The following is a 16,042-nucleotide window of genomic DNA, read 5'->3' on the forward strand; positions in this document are numbered from 1 at the left end:
CGTGCAGCCCCCGACGTGGACCGACACGGTGACCCACCCGGGCGGGGTGGGCCGGGGCTGATCGCCCGGGCCCGCCCCGCCCGCGATTTTCCGGCCGCCCGGTCCGCTGGACGTGCGAGGATTCGGACCATCAGTCTGACAAAGGAGTGCAGCGAGTGCCCGGCACAAACCTGACCCGTGAGGAGGCCCGCACCCGGGCCGACCTCCTCCACGTGGACGCGTACGACATCGAGCTCGACCTCGGTTCGGCCCGCGAGGGCGGTACCTTCCGGTCCACCACCGTGGTCCGGTTCACCGCCACCACCCCCGGCGCGGACACCTTCATCGACCTCGTCGCCCCGAGCGTCGAGGAGATCACCCTCAACGGCGTGCGGCTGGACCCGGCGAGCTTCGCCGACAGCCGCATCCCGCTGCCGGGCCTGGCGGCCGAGAACGAGCTGCGGGTCGTCGCGAACTGCGAGTACACCAACACCGGTGAGGGCCTGCACCGGTTCGTCGACCCGGTCGACGGCGAGACCTACCTGTACACCCAGTTCGAGGTGCCGGACGCCCGCCGGGTCTTCGCCAACTTCGAGCAGCCCGACCTGAAGGCCGCGTTCGCGTTCACCGTGACCGCGCCCGCGGGCTGGGTCGTGGTCTCCAACTCGCCGACCCCGGAGCCGGTCGGCGAGGGCGACACCCGGGTCTGGACGTTCGAGCCCACCGGCCGGATCTCCAGCTACATCACCGCGCTCGTCGCCGGCCCGTACGTCGGCGTCTTCGACACCTACGAGAACGGCGAGCAGAAGGTGCCGCTGGGCGTCTACTGCCGGCCCTCGCTGCGCGAGTACCTGGACCCGGAGGCCGTCTTCGAGGTCACCAAGCAGGGCTTCGACTACTTCCAGGAGAAGTTCGACTTCCCGTACCCGTTCGCCAAGTACGACCAGCTCTTCGTCCCGGAGTTCAACGCCGGCGCGATGGAGAACGCGGGCGCCGTCACCCTGCGCGACCAGTACGTGTTCCGCTCCAAGGTCACCGACGCCGCCTACGAGGCCCGCGCCGCGACGATCCTGCACGAGCTCGCCCACATGTGGTTCGGCGACCTCGTCACCATGGAGTGGTGGAACGACCTCTGGCTCAACGAGTCCTTCGCGACCTTCGCCGAGGCCGTCTGCCAGGCCGAGGCCCCCGGCTCCAGGTGGCCGCACTCCTGGACCACCTTCGCCAACCAGATGAAGACCTGGGCGTACCGGCAGGACCAGCTGCCGTCCACCCACCCGATCATGGCGGAGATCAACGACCTGGAGGACGTCCAGGTCAACTTCGACGGCATCACCTACGCCAAGGGCGCCTCGGTGCTCAAGCAGCTGGTGGCGTACGTCGGCCAGGACGCCTTCTTCCAGGGCGTCCAGGCGTACTTCAAGCGCCACGCCTGGGGCAACACCCGGCTCAGCGACCTGCTCGGCGCCCTGGAGGAGGCCAGCGGCCGCGACCTCAAGGCCTGGTCCAAGGCCTGGCTGGAGACCGCCGGCATCAACGTGCTGCGGCCGTCCGTCGTGCTGAACACCGACGGCGAGATCGAGTCCTTCGCGGTGCTCCAGGAGGCCCCCGCGCTGCCCGCCGGCGCCAAGGGCGAGGCCGTGCTGCGCCCGCACCGCATCGCGATCGGCCTGTACGAGCTCAACGGCGACGCGCTGGTGCGCACCGACCGGATCGAGCTGGACGTCGACGGCCCGCGCACCGAGGTGCCCGAGCTGGTCGGCCGGCACCGCCCGGCCGTCGTGCTGCTGAACGACGACGACCTCTCGTACGCCAAGATCCGGCTCGACGAGGACTCGCTGGCCGTCGTCACCGAGAACCTCGGCGGCTTCACCGAGTCGCTGCCGCGCGCGCTGTGCTGGGCCTCCGCCTGGGACATGACCCGCGACGGCGAGCTGGCCGCCCGCGACTACCTGTCGCTGGCGCTGTCCGGCATCGGGCGGGAGAGCGACATCGGCGTGGTGCAGTCCGTGCAGCGCCAGGTCAAGCTCGCCCTCGACGCCTACGCCGACCCGGCGTGGCGCGAGGAGGGCCTCGACCGCTGGGCCGCCGCCGCGGAGGAGCACCTGCGCGCCGCCGAGCCCGGCAGCGACCACCAGCTGGCCTGGGCCCGCGCCCTCGCCGCGGTCGCCCGTACGGACGGTCAGCTGGGCCTGCTCGCCGGGCTGCTGGACGGCTCGGCCGAGGTCAAGGGCCTCGCGGTGGACACCGAGCTGCGCTGGACCCTGCTGGTGCGCCTCGCGGCCACCGGCCGGGCCGACGAGGCCGCCATCGCCGCCGAGCTGGAGCGGGACAACACCGCGGCCGGCCAGGAGCACGCGGCCACCTGCCGCGCCGCCCGGCCGACCGCCGAGGCCAAGGCGGAGGCCTGGGCGTCGGTGGTGGAGTCCGACAAGCTGACGAACTATGTGCAGGAGGCCGTCATCGCCGGCTTCCAGCAGTCCGACCAGCGCGAGCTGCTCGCGCCGTACGCGGCGAAGTACTTCGCGGCGGTGAAGCACGTCTGGGAGACCCGCAGCCACGAGATCTCGCAGCAGATCATCGTCGGGCTGTACCCGGCCCTGCAGGTGACGGCCTCGACCCTGGAGGCCACCGACGCGTGGCTGGCCTCGGCCGAGCCGGCGCCGGCGCTGCGGCGCCAGGTCGTCGAGGCGCGGGCGGGCGTCGAGCGCGCGCTCAGGGCGCAGGCGGCCGACCGTGCGGCGGGGGCCCGCTGACGGGCCCCCGGAACCACGGAGGGGCGCCGGACGGGATCGTCCGGCGCCCCTTCGGGGTCGTGCGGGTCCTGGTGGACGCGACGGTCGGCCTGCTCCGAGGAGATGCCTTGAGGAGGTGCCTTGAGGCGTCGCCTATAGGAGGTGCCTCGAGGAGTTACTTCTTCTTGCCCTTGCCGTACGGCAGGCCGGCCAGCCCGGCGATCAGCGCGAAGGCCACGAGCGGCAGAAACACGTACAGGCCGAGGGTCTCACCGACGCTCAAGCCGGAGCCCGGGTCGTCACCGTCGTCCCGGGCGAAGGCCATGGCGGGCGACGTCAGCAGCATCATCAGCGTGACCGTTGCGGAGACCGCGCCGGCTCGCAAAGCGTTCCTCTTGTCCACGTTTCCAACTTACCCGCCGCTTACGGGACGGCGCGCGTCGGGGTCGGCCTGACGGAGACGGCCGGGGCGAGGAGCTGGGAGAGCAGGCCGGCGGCGGGCGCGGCGGCGAGGCGTTCCAGGGTGACCGGCGCACCGGAGCCGTCGGCGACCGGAAGGCGCCAGTTCGGGTACTGGTCCCAGGTGCCGGGCAGGTTCTGCGGGCGCGGGTCGCCGACCAGGTCCGGCAGCCAGACCCCGACCAGCTCCGCCGGGGTGGCCCGCAGGAAGCGGTACAGCAGCGGCGCCGTCAGCGGCTCGTCCTCGGCGAGCAGCCCCAGCCGCGCCAGCTCGGCCCGCCAGTCCGCCAGCTCCGCCGCCGCCTGCGCCTGCTCCTCCGCCAGCGGCCGGGCCAGCAGGCCCAGCCGGTGCCGCAGCTCGACGTGCTCGCCGGAGAGCCGGGCCGCCGTGCTGGGCAGGTCGTGGGTGGTGAGGGTGGCCAGGCAGCCCGGCCGCCAGCGGTCCGGGCCGAGGACCGGCGCCCCGTCCGCCTGCCAGTCCCGCTCGAACCAGAGGACGGAGGTGCCGAGCACCCCGCGCGCCGCCAGCTCCTCCCGCACACCCGGCTCCACCGTGCCGAGGTCCTCGCCGATCACCGCCGTCCCGGCCCGGTGCGCCTCCAGCGCCAGAACGCCGAGCATCGCCTCCGCGTCGTAGCGCACGTACGCGCCCTCGGTCGGCGGGTGGCCCTCCGGCACCCACCAGAGCCGGAACAGGCCCATCACGTGGTCGATCCGCACCGCCCCGGCGTGCCGGGCGGTGGCCCGCAGCAGCTCCGCGAACGGGGCGTAGCCGGCCTCGGCCAGCGCGTCCGGGCGCCAGGGCGGCAGGCCCCAGTCCTGGCCCTGGGCGTTGAAGGCGTCCGGCGGGGCGCCGACCGAGATGCCGCCGGCCAGCACGTCCTGCAGCGCCCAGGCGTCCGCGCCGTCCGGGTGGACACCGACCGCCAGGTCGTGGATCAGGCCGACCGGCATGCCGGCGTCCCGGGCCGCCCGCTGGGCCTGGGCGAGCTGCTGGTCGACCTGCCAGGCGAGCCAGCGGTGGAACCCGACCCGCTCCGCGAGCTCCTTCTCGGCCCGCTCGACCTGCGGGCCGTCCGGGTGACGCAGACCCTTCGGCCAGTGGTGCCAGTCCGGGCCGTGCTCCTCGGCCAGCGCGTTCCACAGCGCGTGCCGGCGCAGCCACTCGCCCTCGCGGCGCCGGAACGCCTCGTACTCGGCCTGCCGCCCCGGGCCGCGCGGCACCTCGTGCAGCAGCTCCAGGGCCTCGCGCTTGAGCCGCCACACGGCGTCCCGGTCGATCAGGGCGTCGTGGACGAGCACCTCCGCGCGCAGCCGGGCGGCGCGGCGGCTCAGCTCCTCGGCGCTCCGCCGCTGCTCCGCGGTCAGATAGGCGTACTCGAGGACGGCCTCGACCCGCAGGTGCACCGGGTCGGCGAAGCGGCGCGAGGACGGGCGGTACGGGGAGGGGTCGGAGGGGCTGGTGGGCACGCCCGTGTGCAGCGGGTTGATCTGCACGAAGCCCGCCCCGAGACCGGCCCCCGCCCACCGGACCAGCTCACCGAGGTCGCCGAGGTCGCCCATGCCCCAGGAGCGCTCGGACAGCACCGAGTACAGCTGGGTGAGGAACCCCCAACTACGGCCGGGCAGTTGCGGCAACCGCTCGGGCGCGACGACCAGCGCGGCCCGGGCGGTCCTGCCCTCGCTCTCCGCCGTGAGCACGTGGCGCCCCAGCGGCAGGTCCCCCGGCACCCAGTGCGAGTGCCCCCGCGGCAGGTCCCAACTGCCGCCGCCCTCCAGCTCCACCCGCAACCGGGCGTCCGCCGGCACGTCCAGCGCCGTCCGCCTCCCCTGCCGCACCACCACGCACGGCGGCAGCAACCGGCCCCGCTGCCCGGCCCGGTGACGCTCCAACGCCTCCCGCACCTCCTGCGGCGACCCGGCCGCCACCCCCATCGCCCCCAGCACCGCGACCAGCGTCCGCGCCCCCACCGCCTGCCCGCCCGGCCCCGGGTACCGGGTGTCCACCCCGTACGCCTGCGCCAGCGCCACCAGTTCGGCGGGCGGCGGCGGAGCATCCTGCGCCGGCACCTGCTCGGCTCCGTCACTGTCGTGGTAAGCGGCCACTCGCGGCTCCTGCGATGTCTCGGCGATGCCCGGTCGGGACAGCCACAGTCCTACCCGCGTGACGCCTCGATCACCCAGCGCGACACGACGGCCGGTCCAACCTGCCGGGCCGGGCCCCGCCGGTCCCGCGCGCGGGACCGGTGCCGACACCGAGGGCGGCGGTGCTGCCGGCTCCGCGCGCTCCTGACCTTCGGGGCCGGGTAGGCGTCGGGGCTCGTGTCGTCTGGGACGCGGGCCCTGACGTGGCGTCGGGGGCGGCGCGGGCCCTGACGTGGTGTCGGAGGTGGTTCGGGTGGAGAGACAAATCGGGGCAAGCTGGGAATAGCCGTCGGCGGCGTTGACACCCGGGTTGGCCAGCTGGTGGGGTTGCGGCGATGTGGTCGTGGCCTGGCGAGGAGGCTCCTGTGCAAGCCCGAGTGTCCGTTGTGGCCGGGCGGCGGCTGCGGTCGCAGTTGGAGCAGAGTCCGGCGTTGCGGGAGGTGTTGCAGCACCCCGCGGCGGTGGTGGCGCGGCGGGCCACGGCGCGGACGTGCCGTCAGCTGGCGCCGCGGACGGCGGACCGGCTGATCGCCGATCTCAAGGGGACGGAGCCGCTGTTGGCGTCGGTGCGGGAGGCCCGCCCGGGCCGGCGGACGATGCAGATCGCCGCCGGGGTCGCGGCCGCGGCGGTGGTCGGCGGGCTGCTGGCGGGCTCGTTGCCGTCGACGGCGTACGCGGCGGCCTCGGCGCCCGATGTGGTGAGCACCGCGCCGCAGACGCCGCTGGGCAGCGTGACCGACCCGAAGGTGTTCCCGAAGCCGCAGCAGCAGACCGTGGCGGGCCGGCCCGTCGCGGTGCCCTCCGCGGTGACGCTGGTGACCGCCCCCAAGGTGGACCTCGGGGCGGTGCACGCCGTCCGGGAGGTGCTGGAGGTCGCCGGGGCGGGCGAGGTGACGCCGCAGCCGGACGGCGGGACGCCGGCCGCCGGCGCGCTGGTGGTGTACGTCGGCGGGCCCGCCGAGGGCGCCGACGGGGAGGTGGACCGGGTGCTGCGGCAGCTGTCCGCGGCGGCCGGCGGGAAGGACGGCACCGGGCCGACGACCGCGGGGATGCCGGCCGGCGGCTACGTGCTGGCGGCCGGTCAGCTGCCCGCCCAGGGCGGCGGGACGTACGGCGCCGTGGTGCTGTCCGGCGTGGACGCCACCGGTACCTTCTACGCCGCGCAGAGCCTGCGTCAGCTGCTCGCCGCCGTACCGGCCGGGCAGGGCCAGGCGCCCGGCGCGGCCGGGCTCGGACTGCCCGGGATCACGCTGCGGGACTGGCCGACCGGCGCCCCGGTGCGCGGCACCGCGGAGGCCTTCTACGGCACCCCGTGGACCGCCCAGCAGCGGCTGGAGCAGGTCGACTTCCTGGGCCGCTCCAAGCAGAACTTCTACCTCTACGCCCCCGGTGACGACCCGTACCGGCTCTCCCGCTGGCGCGACGCCTACCCCGAGGCGCAGGCCGAGGAGCTGCGCGAGCTGGGCTTCCGGGCGCGGCAGAACCACGTCACGCTCGGCTACGCGATCGACCCGGGCCAGTCCTTCTGCTTCAGCTCGGGCAAGGACGTCGACGCCCTGGTGAACAAGCTGGACGGGCTGCGCAAGCTCGGCTTCACCGCCTTCCAGCTGCAGTTCCTGGACGTCAGCTACGACGAGTGGCACTGCGACGACGACAGTGACGAGTACGGCAACGGGCCCACCGCCGCCGCCAAGGCGCAGGCCGCGCTGGTGCGGAAGGTGCAGGACCGGCTGATCGCGCGGAACCCGGGCCTGGCGCCGCTGTCCGTCGTCCCCACCGAGTACCACCAGCAGGGCTCCACCCCGTACCGAAAGGCCCTGGCGGCGGCGCTGCCGGAGGGCGTGCAGGTGGCCTGGAGCGGGGTCGGGGTGATCCCGGAGAAGATCACCGGCGCCCAGGCCTCGGACACCGCCGGGCTGTACGGGCGTCCGCTGCTCACCCTGGACAACTACCCGGTCAACGACGCCAGCCCGGACCGGCTCTTCCTCGGCGCCTACAGCGGGCGCGACCCGGAGGTGGCCACCCGCTCGGCGGCGCTGCTGACCGGCGCCATGCGGCAGCCGGTGGCCTCCCGGATCGCCGTCTCGACGGCCGGTGACTTCGCCTGGAACCCGGCCGGGTACCAGCCGCAGGAGTCCTGGCAGGCCGCCGTGCGCTCGCTGGCCGGGCCGACCGGCGCCGCCCCGACGCCCGCCGGGACGGCGCTGTCCGCGGTCACCGCGCTGGCCGGGAACAGCACCTCCTCGCCGCTGTCCAAGCAGGAGTCCGGCTATCTGACGCCGCTGCTGGACCGGTTCTGGGCGGCCGCCGAGCCCACCTCCGGCAGCACCCCCGACCTGGCCAGGCTGATCGAGGCCGCCGCCCCGCTGCGGGACGCCTTCGCCACCATGGCCACCGCCCAGCAGACCCTGGCCGGCACCCCGGCCACCACCCAGCTGGCCGCCGAGGCCGCGCCCTGGCTGGGCCCGCTGCGCGACTACGGGCTGGCCGGGCAGGCCGCCCTGGACATGCTGCTGGCGCAGCACGGCGGCGACGGCACCGCGGCCTGGAAGGCCCGGGTCGAGCTCAACCGGCTGCGCGAGCAGCTGGACCGGGCCCCGGCCACCGTCGGTGCCGGGGTGCTCGCCCCGTTCCTGGAGCGCGCCGTGCGCGCCGCCGACAACTGGTCGGGCGTGGGAGGCGGCGCGGTCGCCCCGACCACCACCATGGGCACCGCGCAGGACCACCTGCCCGCGCTGATGACCGACGGCGTGGCCGACACCTTCTACTGGAGCTCCGCTCCCCCGCAGCCCGGCGACGCGGTCGGCCTGGACCTCGGCGCGGGCCGCCCGGTCAGCGGCGTGACCGTGCTGATGGGCGGCTGGGGCAACGGCCCGGACGCCCGGACCGCCACGGACGACTACATCCGCGACGGCGTGCTGGAGTACTCCACCGGCGAGGGCGGCTGGAAGCAGCTCGCCACCGTCAGGAACCAGAAGACGGTCAGCGCCCAGCTCCCGCCGGGCACCGTGGTACGGGCCGTGCGGCTGCGGGCCACCGCCGCGCAGAAGACCGCCGTCGCGGTGCGCGAGTTCACCGTCACCGCCCCGGACGAGTCCCCGGCCAGCGTCAGCGGCGGTCCCGACGCGGCGCCCGGCTCCTCCGCCGCCGCCGTGCTGGACGGCAACCCGGACACCGCGTACCGGGCCGCCAACGCGCCGACCGCACTGGACGAGCCGCTCGTCGTCGAGCTCGGCGCGGCCCGTCCGCTGGACCGGCTCACCGTGCTGACCGACCCGGCCGTGCGCGCCACCGCCACCGTCGCGGTGCGCCGGGCCGACGGCACCTGGGCCGACATCGGCACCGTGCAGCCCGGCTACAACGAGCTGCCGGCCGGCGGGCTGGCCGCCGACGCCTTCCGGCTGACCTGGCGGCCCGGCGGCGACCCGCCGGTGGTCAACCAGGTGATCCCCTGGTACGCGGACGCCCCGGCGGCCCGGCTCAGCCTCTCCGACCCGGCCCTGGACGTGGTCACCGGCGCCTCCGCGCCCGTGCAGACCCGGGCCACCGTGGAGGCCGGCCGTCCCGAGGGCACCACCGGCGAGCTGCGCACCGAGGTGCCGGCCGCCGCCAAGGGCCTGACCGTGACCCCGGCCGGCCCGGTGACCGTGCCGCGCGGCGGCCGGGTGGGCGTGCCGCTGCTGGTCAACGCCACCGCGGAGACGCCGTCCGGGACGTACCAGGTACCGGTGCAGTTCGTGGCCGACGGGACCACCGTCCGGCAGGTGCTCCAGGTGCACGTGGTGCCGCCCACCGGCGGTCCGGACCTGGCGGTCGGCGCGAAGGCCACCTCCTCGGGCGACGAGACGGCGAACTTCCCGGCCTCGGCGGTCACCGACGGCGATCCGAAGACCCGCTGGTCCTCGCCCGCCAAGGACGACGCCTGGGTGCGGCTGGAGCTGCCGCAGGCGACCCGGCTGGGCGCGGCGGTGCTGCACTGGCAGGCCGCGTACGCCGCCTCGTACCGGATCCAGGTCTCGGCGGACGGGAACACCTGGACCGACGCGGCGACGGTGGACGGCGGCAAGGGCGGCGACGAGACGGTGCGCTTCGACGCGCCCGGCGTCCGGTACGTCCGGGTGCAGGGCGTGGCGCGGGCGACCAAGTACGGCTACTCGCTGTGGGGCGTCGAGCTGTACGCGGTGGCCCCGCCGGCCGCGCCGCAGCCCCCGGCCGGACAGCCGGCCCAGCCGGGCGGCGCGCCGGTCGCCCCCGCGGCGCCCGCGGCGGGCGGGACCGCGCCCAAGCAGTAGCCGGGGCCCGGTGACAGCCCCCCGGGAACGCGGCGGGCCGCCGGCTCCCCGCTGCGGGGGGCTCGGCGGCCCATGAGGCGCGTACCGACGGTGTGACGGGCGGCCCTTGTGGAGCTGGGTCAGGCGGAGAGCGGTTCGGGCTGCTCGCCGCGGCGGACGGGGGCGGGGTGGGCGGCGTGCGCCCGGCCGAGCGGGACGGGGTGGACCGGCTGCTCGGTATGGTCGTGGTGCTCGTACTCGCCCCACTGCGGGGCGCGCAGCTGGTCACCGCCGCCGTAGGGTTCCAGGTAGGGCCGCCACCGCGGGTCCTTGATCCCGGTGCCGATGATGCGCCAGGCCAGGCCGCTGGGCGGCGCGGGTGGTCGTTTCATCCGCCAGCCGAGCTCGGTGAGGTGGCGGTCGGCCTTGGTGTGGTTGCAGCGGCGGCAGGCCGCCACCACGTTGTCCCACCGGTGCTGGCCCCCGCGGCTGCGCGGGATGACGTGGTCGACGCTGGTGGCGGCGGCCCCGCAGTAGACGCAGCGGCCGTGGTCGCGGGCGAACAGCGCCCGGCGGGTGAGCGGGACGGGCCCGCAGAACGGGACCCGCACGAAGCGGGTCAGACGGACGACGGACGGCGCCGGAAGGGCGCTGGTGGCGCTGTGCAGAGTGACTCCCGAGTCCTCCAGGCTGACCGCCTTGTGGTTGAGGACCAGGATGAGTGCGCGGCGCATCGATACGACGCCGAGCGGCTCGTAGGACGCGTTGAGGACCAGGACATGCGGCACGGATGCCTCCTTGGACGCCTGCGGCGCGTGGCTCGCGCCGGGACGAGCGGTTGGACCGCGCCACGCGTGCGCGATCTCCCCCAGTGTCGCCTTACGCCTTTGTACGGCGCCACCACTCCTGTGTAACGGACCTGACGCGAACTCCGGGTGTGGTCTCTGTCATAGCCGGTATGCCCGGGGGAAGGTCGGGTTGCACCCGGGTGGCGGTGCGGCCCGCCCCGGTGACCCTGCCGGGTGGCCCTCCGGGGGCGGGGTTCGGCCGTCCGGAGCAGCGCCCCGAGTGGCCCCGGACGGCCGCGGACGGCCCCGGACGGCTTCGCGGCCCAGGTGGAGGGGGAGCGTACGGGGGCGTTGACGGGGCGTTCGGGACGCCCCGTACGCCCTCGGGCACGCTCGTGGGGGGTTCCCCGCGCGTCCCGGCGTGCATCGTGCGGCGGATAGGCTAGCGCTCACGGTCCGCGGGCCGCTCGTCGGCGGTGCGGACCGCCACGCACCCAGCCAGGAAGGTCCGCACGTGTTCAGCTCCGGTGCCACCGGTCCGTCCGACGCGTCCGCCGCGCTCGCCACCCCGACGCCGACCCCAAGCCCCACCGCGCAGCTGCCCGAGTTCGACCTGCGGATCCCGACCAGCGCGCAGGAGGTCTCGGACACCACCCGGCAGGCCGCCAGCTGGTTCGACACCCACTGGCAGGGCTGGCTGGCCTCCGGGCTGCGGATCGTCTTCATCATCGTGCTGGCCCTGGTGCTGCGGGCCGTGGTGCGCAAGCTCATCACCCAGCTGATAGGGCGGATGGCGCGCACCTCCGAGCACCAGGAGGAGAGCCGGCTGGGCGGGCTGCTGGCCAACACCGGGGTGGTGAACACGGAGCGGCGCCAGCAGCGCTCGGAGGCGATCGGCTCGGTGCTGCGCAGCGTGGCCTCCTTCACCATCCTGGGCACGGCGGCGCTGATGGTGCTGTCCGCACTGGGGGTGAACCTGGCGCCGCTGCTGGCGAGCGCCGGTGTGGCCGGTGTGGCGATCGGTTTCGGCGCCCGCAACCTGGTCACCGACTTCCTCTCCGGGGTCTTCATGATCATGGAGGACCAGTACGGCGTCGGCGACGAGATCGACACCGGGGTGGCCACCGGCACCGTGCTGGAGGTCGGCCTGCGGGTGACCAAGCTGCGCGGCGCGAACGGCGAGATCTGGTACATCCGCAACGGCGAGGTGAAGCGGATCGCCAACATGAGCCAGGGCTGGGCGACCGCCTCGGTGGACGTGCAGGTCGGGTACAAGGAGGACCTCGTCCAGGTCGAGGACCTGATCCTGGCGACGGCCGAGCTGATGGCCAAGGAGGCCCCGTACGACGAGCTGATCTGGGCGCCGGTGTCGATCCTGGGCGTGGAGTCGGTCGCCCCGGACTCGGTGGTGCTGCGGGTCGAGGCCCGGACGGCCCCGGGCAAGGCCCTCTCCGTCTCCCGGGCGCTGCGCCAGCGGCTGAAGACGGCCTTCGACCGGGCCGGCATCAAGGTCAAGGAGGAGGTCCCGGCGGCCGCGGCGGCGGGGGCGACCGGCGTGGTGATCGCGCCCTCCCCGGTGCCCGCCGCCGAGCAGGCGGCGCCGTCCGCGCTCGCCGACCCGAACTCGGCCCGCTTCAAGGCCGCCGAGCCGATCCCGTCCGCGAAGGGCGGGGACGACGCGGCGAAGGCGTAGCGGCTCCCCGACGGACCTGACGAAGGCCCCGCTCCCACCCGGGCACGGTGGGGGCGGGGCCTTCGCGCGGTCCGGTAACGCTTCGGCATCCTCCGCTCCACCCACCATTGACACCCCGACGACACGGCCCTTACGGTCCTTGCCAAGCGACTGGAAAGTTTCCTAACAGTTCACCGGAGCGAGCCGAAAGAGGAGGATTCCGGGCATGACCAAGAGCTCCGCCAAGGCCCCCCTCGCCGGCACCCCCAGCCTGCTGCGCGCCATCAACGACCGCGCCGCCCTCGAACTGCTGCTGGAGAACGGGCCGCTCTCGCGCACCCAGATCGGCACCCTCACCGGGCTCTCCAAGCCCACCGCCTCCCAGTTGCTGGCCCGGCTGGAGGCGGCCGGGCTGGTCCTGCCGGTCGGCACCACGGCTGGCGGCCCCGGGCCCAACGCCCGGCTGTACCAGGTGAATCCGGCCGCCGGGTACGTCGCCGGACTGGACGTCACCAACAGCGAGATCCGGGTCGCCGTCGCCGACATCACCGGCACCACGCTGGCCGAGCACACCGTGCCGACCAAGGGCGTCCCGGCCGCCGGGACCGTCCCGGCCGTGGCCGCCGCGGTGGCCGCGGCCGTCCGGGCCGCCGGCCTCCCCGAGGGTTCGCTGCGCACCGTCGCGGTCGGGGTCGGCGGCGCTCCCGACCCGGTCACCGGCAGGCTGCGCTATGCCTCCCACCTGCCGGGCTGGCACTCGCCGCGGCTGGTCGAGGAGCTGACCGCGGCGATCGGCGCGCCGGTGTCGATCGAGAACGACGTGAACCTGGCCGCCGTCGCCGAGCGGTCCTCGGGCGCCGCGGCCGGCTTCGAGGACTTCGTCCTGCTCTGGGCCGGGGCGGGGGTCGGTGCGGCGATCGTGATCGCCGGGCGGCTGCACCGCGGCTTCACCGGCGGCGCCGGGGAGGTCGGCTACATGCCGCTGCCCGACTCCCCGGTCGAGTGGGACGCCCGCCGCCGCAAGTTCGGCGGGTTCCAGGCCCTGGTCGGCGCCCCCGCCGTCCGGGCCCTAGCCCGGGAGCACGGGCTCGGCGCGGCCACCGCGCAGGAGTCCATCGCCAAGGCGCTGGCCACCCCCGGCGCCGGCGACGCCTTCCTCGCCGAGCTGGCCGGGCGGCTCGCCGTCGGGCTGGCGGTGATCGTCGCCGTCGTCGACCCCCAGCTGGTGGTCCTCTCCGGCGTGGTGCCGAGCGCGGGCGGCGAGCGCCTGCGCGCCCTCGTCGAGGACGAACTGGCGCGGATCTCCATCGCCCGGCCGGAGGTCCGCAGCAGCGCCCTGCCCGGCTCACCGGTCCTGCTCGGCGCCCTGCAACGTGCCCTGTCCGACGCCCGCGAGGCGGTCTTCTCCACCCACTGACGTCCACCCACTGATCACCGCCGATCCACCGCCGGTCCACCCACCGACGTCCACGCACCGACGTCCGCCCACCGACGCTCCCCCTGTCACCTCGCCCACCTGCACCCACCTCTCCCCAACCCCCGAACGCGGGACCCGAGGCAACGAGGCCTGCCCGCGCACTCCCAGGAGGATCCCGAAGTGCACGCCACCACCTCCCGCCGAGGCCGTCGCACGATCGCCGCCGTCGCCGGCAGCGCCGTCCTGGCCCTGCTCGCCTCCGCCTGCACCGGTTCCAGCGACTCGGGCGGCACCGACGACTCGGCCAGCGGCAAGGACGTCACCATCACCTTCTGGCACGGCTGGAGCCAGGACAACGAGACCAAGGCGATCAACGACAACATCGCCGCCTTCGAGAAGGCCCACCCCAACATCCACGTCAAGGCCGTGGGCAACATCCCGGACGACAAGGTCAACCAGGCGCTGCGGGCCGGCGGTGACAGCGCGCCGGACGTGGTCTCCTCCTTCACCACCAACAACGTCGGCATGTTCTGCTCGACCAAGGCCTTCGCCGACCTCAAGCCGATGCTCGACAAGAGCGGCATCGACCCGGCCAAGACCTTCCCGGCCGCGATGCTCGCCTACACCCAGTTCAAGGGCAACCAGTGCTCGCTGCCGCTGCTCGGCGACGCGTACGGCCTGTACTACAACAAGAAGGCCTTCGCCGACGCCGGCATCGCCAACCCCCCGAAGACCTTCAGCGAGTTCGCCGAGGACGCCGTCAAGCTGACCCAGGCCGACGGCGACTCGTACAAGCAGCTCGGCTTCATGCCGCTGTACCACGGCTACGAGTCCACCACCGAGCACTACCTCGGCCAGTACGGGCCGAGCTACTTCGGCGCCGACGGCAAGTCGAGCATCGCCGCCGACCCGAAGGTCGCCGCGATGCTCAAGTGGCAGAAGGGCCTGGTCGACCAGCTCGGCGGCTACGCCAAGCTGGAGAAGTACCGCGCCACCTTCGGCGAGGAGTTCAGCGCCAAGAACCCCTTCCACACCGGCCAGGTCGCGATGATCCTCGACGGCGAGTGGCGCACCGCCTCGCTCGCCGAGAACAAGCCCGGCTTCGAGTGGGCCACCGCCGCCTTCCCGGTCCCGGACGACCAGGCGGACACCTACGGCCGCGGCTACCAGACCGGCACCATCGTCGGCATCGCCAGCACCAGCAAGAAGCAGGCCGCCGCCTGGGAGTTCGTCAAGTACCTGACCACGGACACCGACGCGGTGGTGAACTTCGCCAACGCGATCCACAACGTGCCGAGCACCTTCGACGCGCTCAACTCGCCGAAGCTGGTCTCCGACGAGAACTTCAAGACCTTCCTGGACGTCGCCAAGAACCCCCACTCCGGCACCACCCCGCCGGCCGCCAACGGCGGCGCCTACATCGTGACCCTGCAGAACCTCGGCTACGACTACGAGTCCGGCAAGCAGACCGACGTCCAGGCGGGCCTGGCCGCCGCGGCCAAGCAGATCGACACCGACATCGCCCAGGCCAAGTAGGCCCGGGAACGGTCCACGGAGCTCCCATGTCACTCGCGTTCGGCACCCGCAAGGGAAACGACGAGGCCGACGCGGCACCGACCGACCCGGCGGCGCCCGGCACGCAGCACCTGCTGCGCCGCAAGCGCCGCCGGGAGGCGGCCCGCACCCTCGCCTTCCTCTCCCCCTGGCTGATCGGTTTCAGCGTCTTCTTCGCCTACCCGCTGATCTCCACCGCCTACTTCTCCTTCACCTCCTACAACGGCTTCGGCAACCCGAGCTTCAACGGCCTGAAGAACTGGGACTACGTCTTCAACCACCTGCCGACCTTCTGGCAGGGCCTGCGCAACACCGTGTGGCTGGTCGTCGTGATGGTGAGCCTGCGGGTCGCCTTCGGCCTGGGCATCGGGATGCTCATCACCAGGGTGAAGACCGGCGCGGGCTTCTTCCGCACCGCGTTCTACCTGCCGTACCTGGCCCCGCCGGTGGCCGCGACCGTCGCCTTCGCCTTCCTGTTCAACCCCGGCACCGGCCCGGTCAACCACCTGCTCGGCGACCTCGGCCTGCCGCAGCCCGGCTGGTTCGCCTCCGAGGACTGGTCCAAGCCCGCGCTCACCCTGCTCGCCATGTGGGGCGTCGGCGACCTGATGGTCATCTTCATGGCCTCGCTGCTGGACGTCCCCCGGGAGCAGTACGAGGCGGCCCAGCTGGACGGCGCCGGCCCCTTCCAGCGGTTCCGGTACGTCACGCTGCCGAACATCTCGCCGATCATCATGTTCGCGGTGGTCACCGGGGTGATCCAGACCATGCAGTACTACACCCAGGCGTACGTCGCCGGGAAGGTCGCCAGCGGCATCGCGGGCAACTCCGGGCAGCAGTTCGAGCCCGGCTACCCGGGCGGCTCCACCTGGACCCTGCCGCAGATGGTCTACAAGCTCGGCTTCCAGAGCTACAACTACGGCGCGGCCTGCGTCGTCGCCCTGGTGCTGTTCGCCATCTCGATGGCCGTCACCTCGATCCTGCTCCGCCGCCGCTCCGGCTTCATGGCGAGCGACGACTAG

The 16,042-nt window shown here is 74.1% G+C and carries 8 protein-coding genes and 1 pseudogene; 6 read left to right on the forward strand and 3 right to left on the reverse strand.

The genetic code is table 11. From position 1 onward, the window contains the following. Nucleotides 1-155: 155 nt before the first annotated feature. Nucleotides 156-2,735 (forward strand): aminopeptidase N, encoded by a 2,580-nt coding sequence (gene pepN / locus ACIQI7_RS19780; RefSeq protein WP_401111490.1) that lies wholly within the window; start codon nt 156-158, stop codon nt 2,733-2,735. A gap of 154 nt (nt 2,736-2,889) precedes the next feature. Here the strand turns inward: pepN and ACIQI7_RS19785 are convergent, their stop codons facing one another. Both ACIQI7_RS19785 and malQ read right to left on the reverse strand, forming a co-directional pair. After that, nucleotides 2,890-3,117, reverse strand: a complete 228-nt coding sequence (locus ACIQI7_RS19785; protein WP_387757927.1) for a hypothetical protein — start codon at nt 3,115-3,117, stop codon at nt 2,890-2,892. A gap of 20 nt (nt 3,118-3,137) precedes the next feature. Beyond that, entirely contained in the window at nt 3,138-5,243 is a 2,106-nt protein-coding gene (malQ, locus tag ACIQI7_RS19790) for a 4-alpha-glucanotransferase (protein WP_401111743.1), read from the reverse strand. Nucleotides 5,244-5,683: 440 nt separating this feature from the next. On the opposite strand from malQ, the gene ACIQI7_RS19795 reads away from it, so the two are divergent. After that, the gene (locus ACIQI7_RS19795) at nt 5,684-9,610 is read left to right on the forward strand and encodes a beta-N-acetylglucosaminidase domain-containing protein (protein WP_401111493.1); all 3,927 of its coding nucleotides are present in this window, start codon (nt 5,684-5,686) and stop codon (nt 9,608-9,610) included. 263 nt (nt 9,611-9,873) lie between these two features. Here ACIQI7_RS19795 and ACIQI7_RS19800 read toward each other — a convergent pair. Beyond that, a pseudogene (locus ACIQI7_RS19800) lies at nt 9,874-10,377 on the reverse strand (HNH endonuclease); the annotation flags it as partial. Nucleotides 10,378-10,891: 514 nt separating this feature from the next. Here ACIQI7_RS19800 and ACIQI7_RS19805 point away from each other — a divergent pair. The 4 genes from ACIQI7_RS19805 (at nt 10,892) to ACIQI7_RS19820 (ending at nt 16,042) form a co-directional block, all read left to right on the forward strand. Beyond that, nucleotides 10,892-12,070, forward strand: coding sequence for a mechanosensitive ion channel family protein (locus ACIQI7_RS19805; RefSeq protein ID WP_401111495.1), 1,179 nt, complete (start codon nt 10,892-10,894; stop codon nt 12,068-12,070). Nucleotides 12,071-12,275: 205 nt separating this feature from the next. Next, nucleotides 12,276-13,466: an ROK family transcriptional regulator gene (locus tag ACIQI7_RS19810; RefSeq protein ID WP_401111498.1), complete on the forward strand. Its 1,191-nt coding sequence runs from the start codon at nt 12,276-12,278 to the stop codon at nt 13,464-13,466. Nucleotides 13,467-13,646: 180 nt separating this feature from the next. Further along, nucleotides 13,647-15,002, forward strand: a complete 1,356-nt coding sequence (locus ACIQI7_RS19815; protein ID WP_401111499.1) for an ABC transporter substrate-binding protein — start codon at nt 13,647-13,649, stop codon at nt 15,000-15,002. A 26-nt stretch (nt 15,003-15,028) separates the two neighbouring features. After that, nucleotides 15,029-16,042 (forward strand): carbohydrate ABC transporter permease, encoded by a 1,014-nt coding sequence (locus ACIQI7_RS19820; RefSeq protein ID WP_401111501.1) that lies wholly within the window; start codon nt 15,029-15,031, stop codon nt 16,040-16,042.

Origin of the sequence: Kitasatospora sp. NPDC092039 (assembly GCF_044756065.1) — a bacterium.
Lineage (GTDB): Bacteria > Actinomycetota > Actinomycetes > Streptomycetales > Streptomycetaceae > Kitasatospora.

Excerpts from the sequence above, each read along its gene's own strand:
- ACIQI7_RS19820 (WP_401111501.1), top strand. The coding sequence starts at position 15,029 with ATGTCACTCGCGTTCGGCACCCGCAAGGGAAACGACGAGGCCGACGCG.
- ACIQI7_RS19810 (WP_401111498.1), top strand. The coding sequence starts at position 12,276 with ATGACCAAGAGCTCCGCCAAGGCCCCCCTCGCCGGCACCCCCAGCCTG.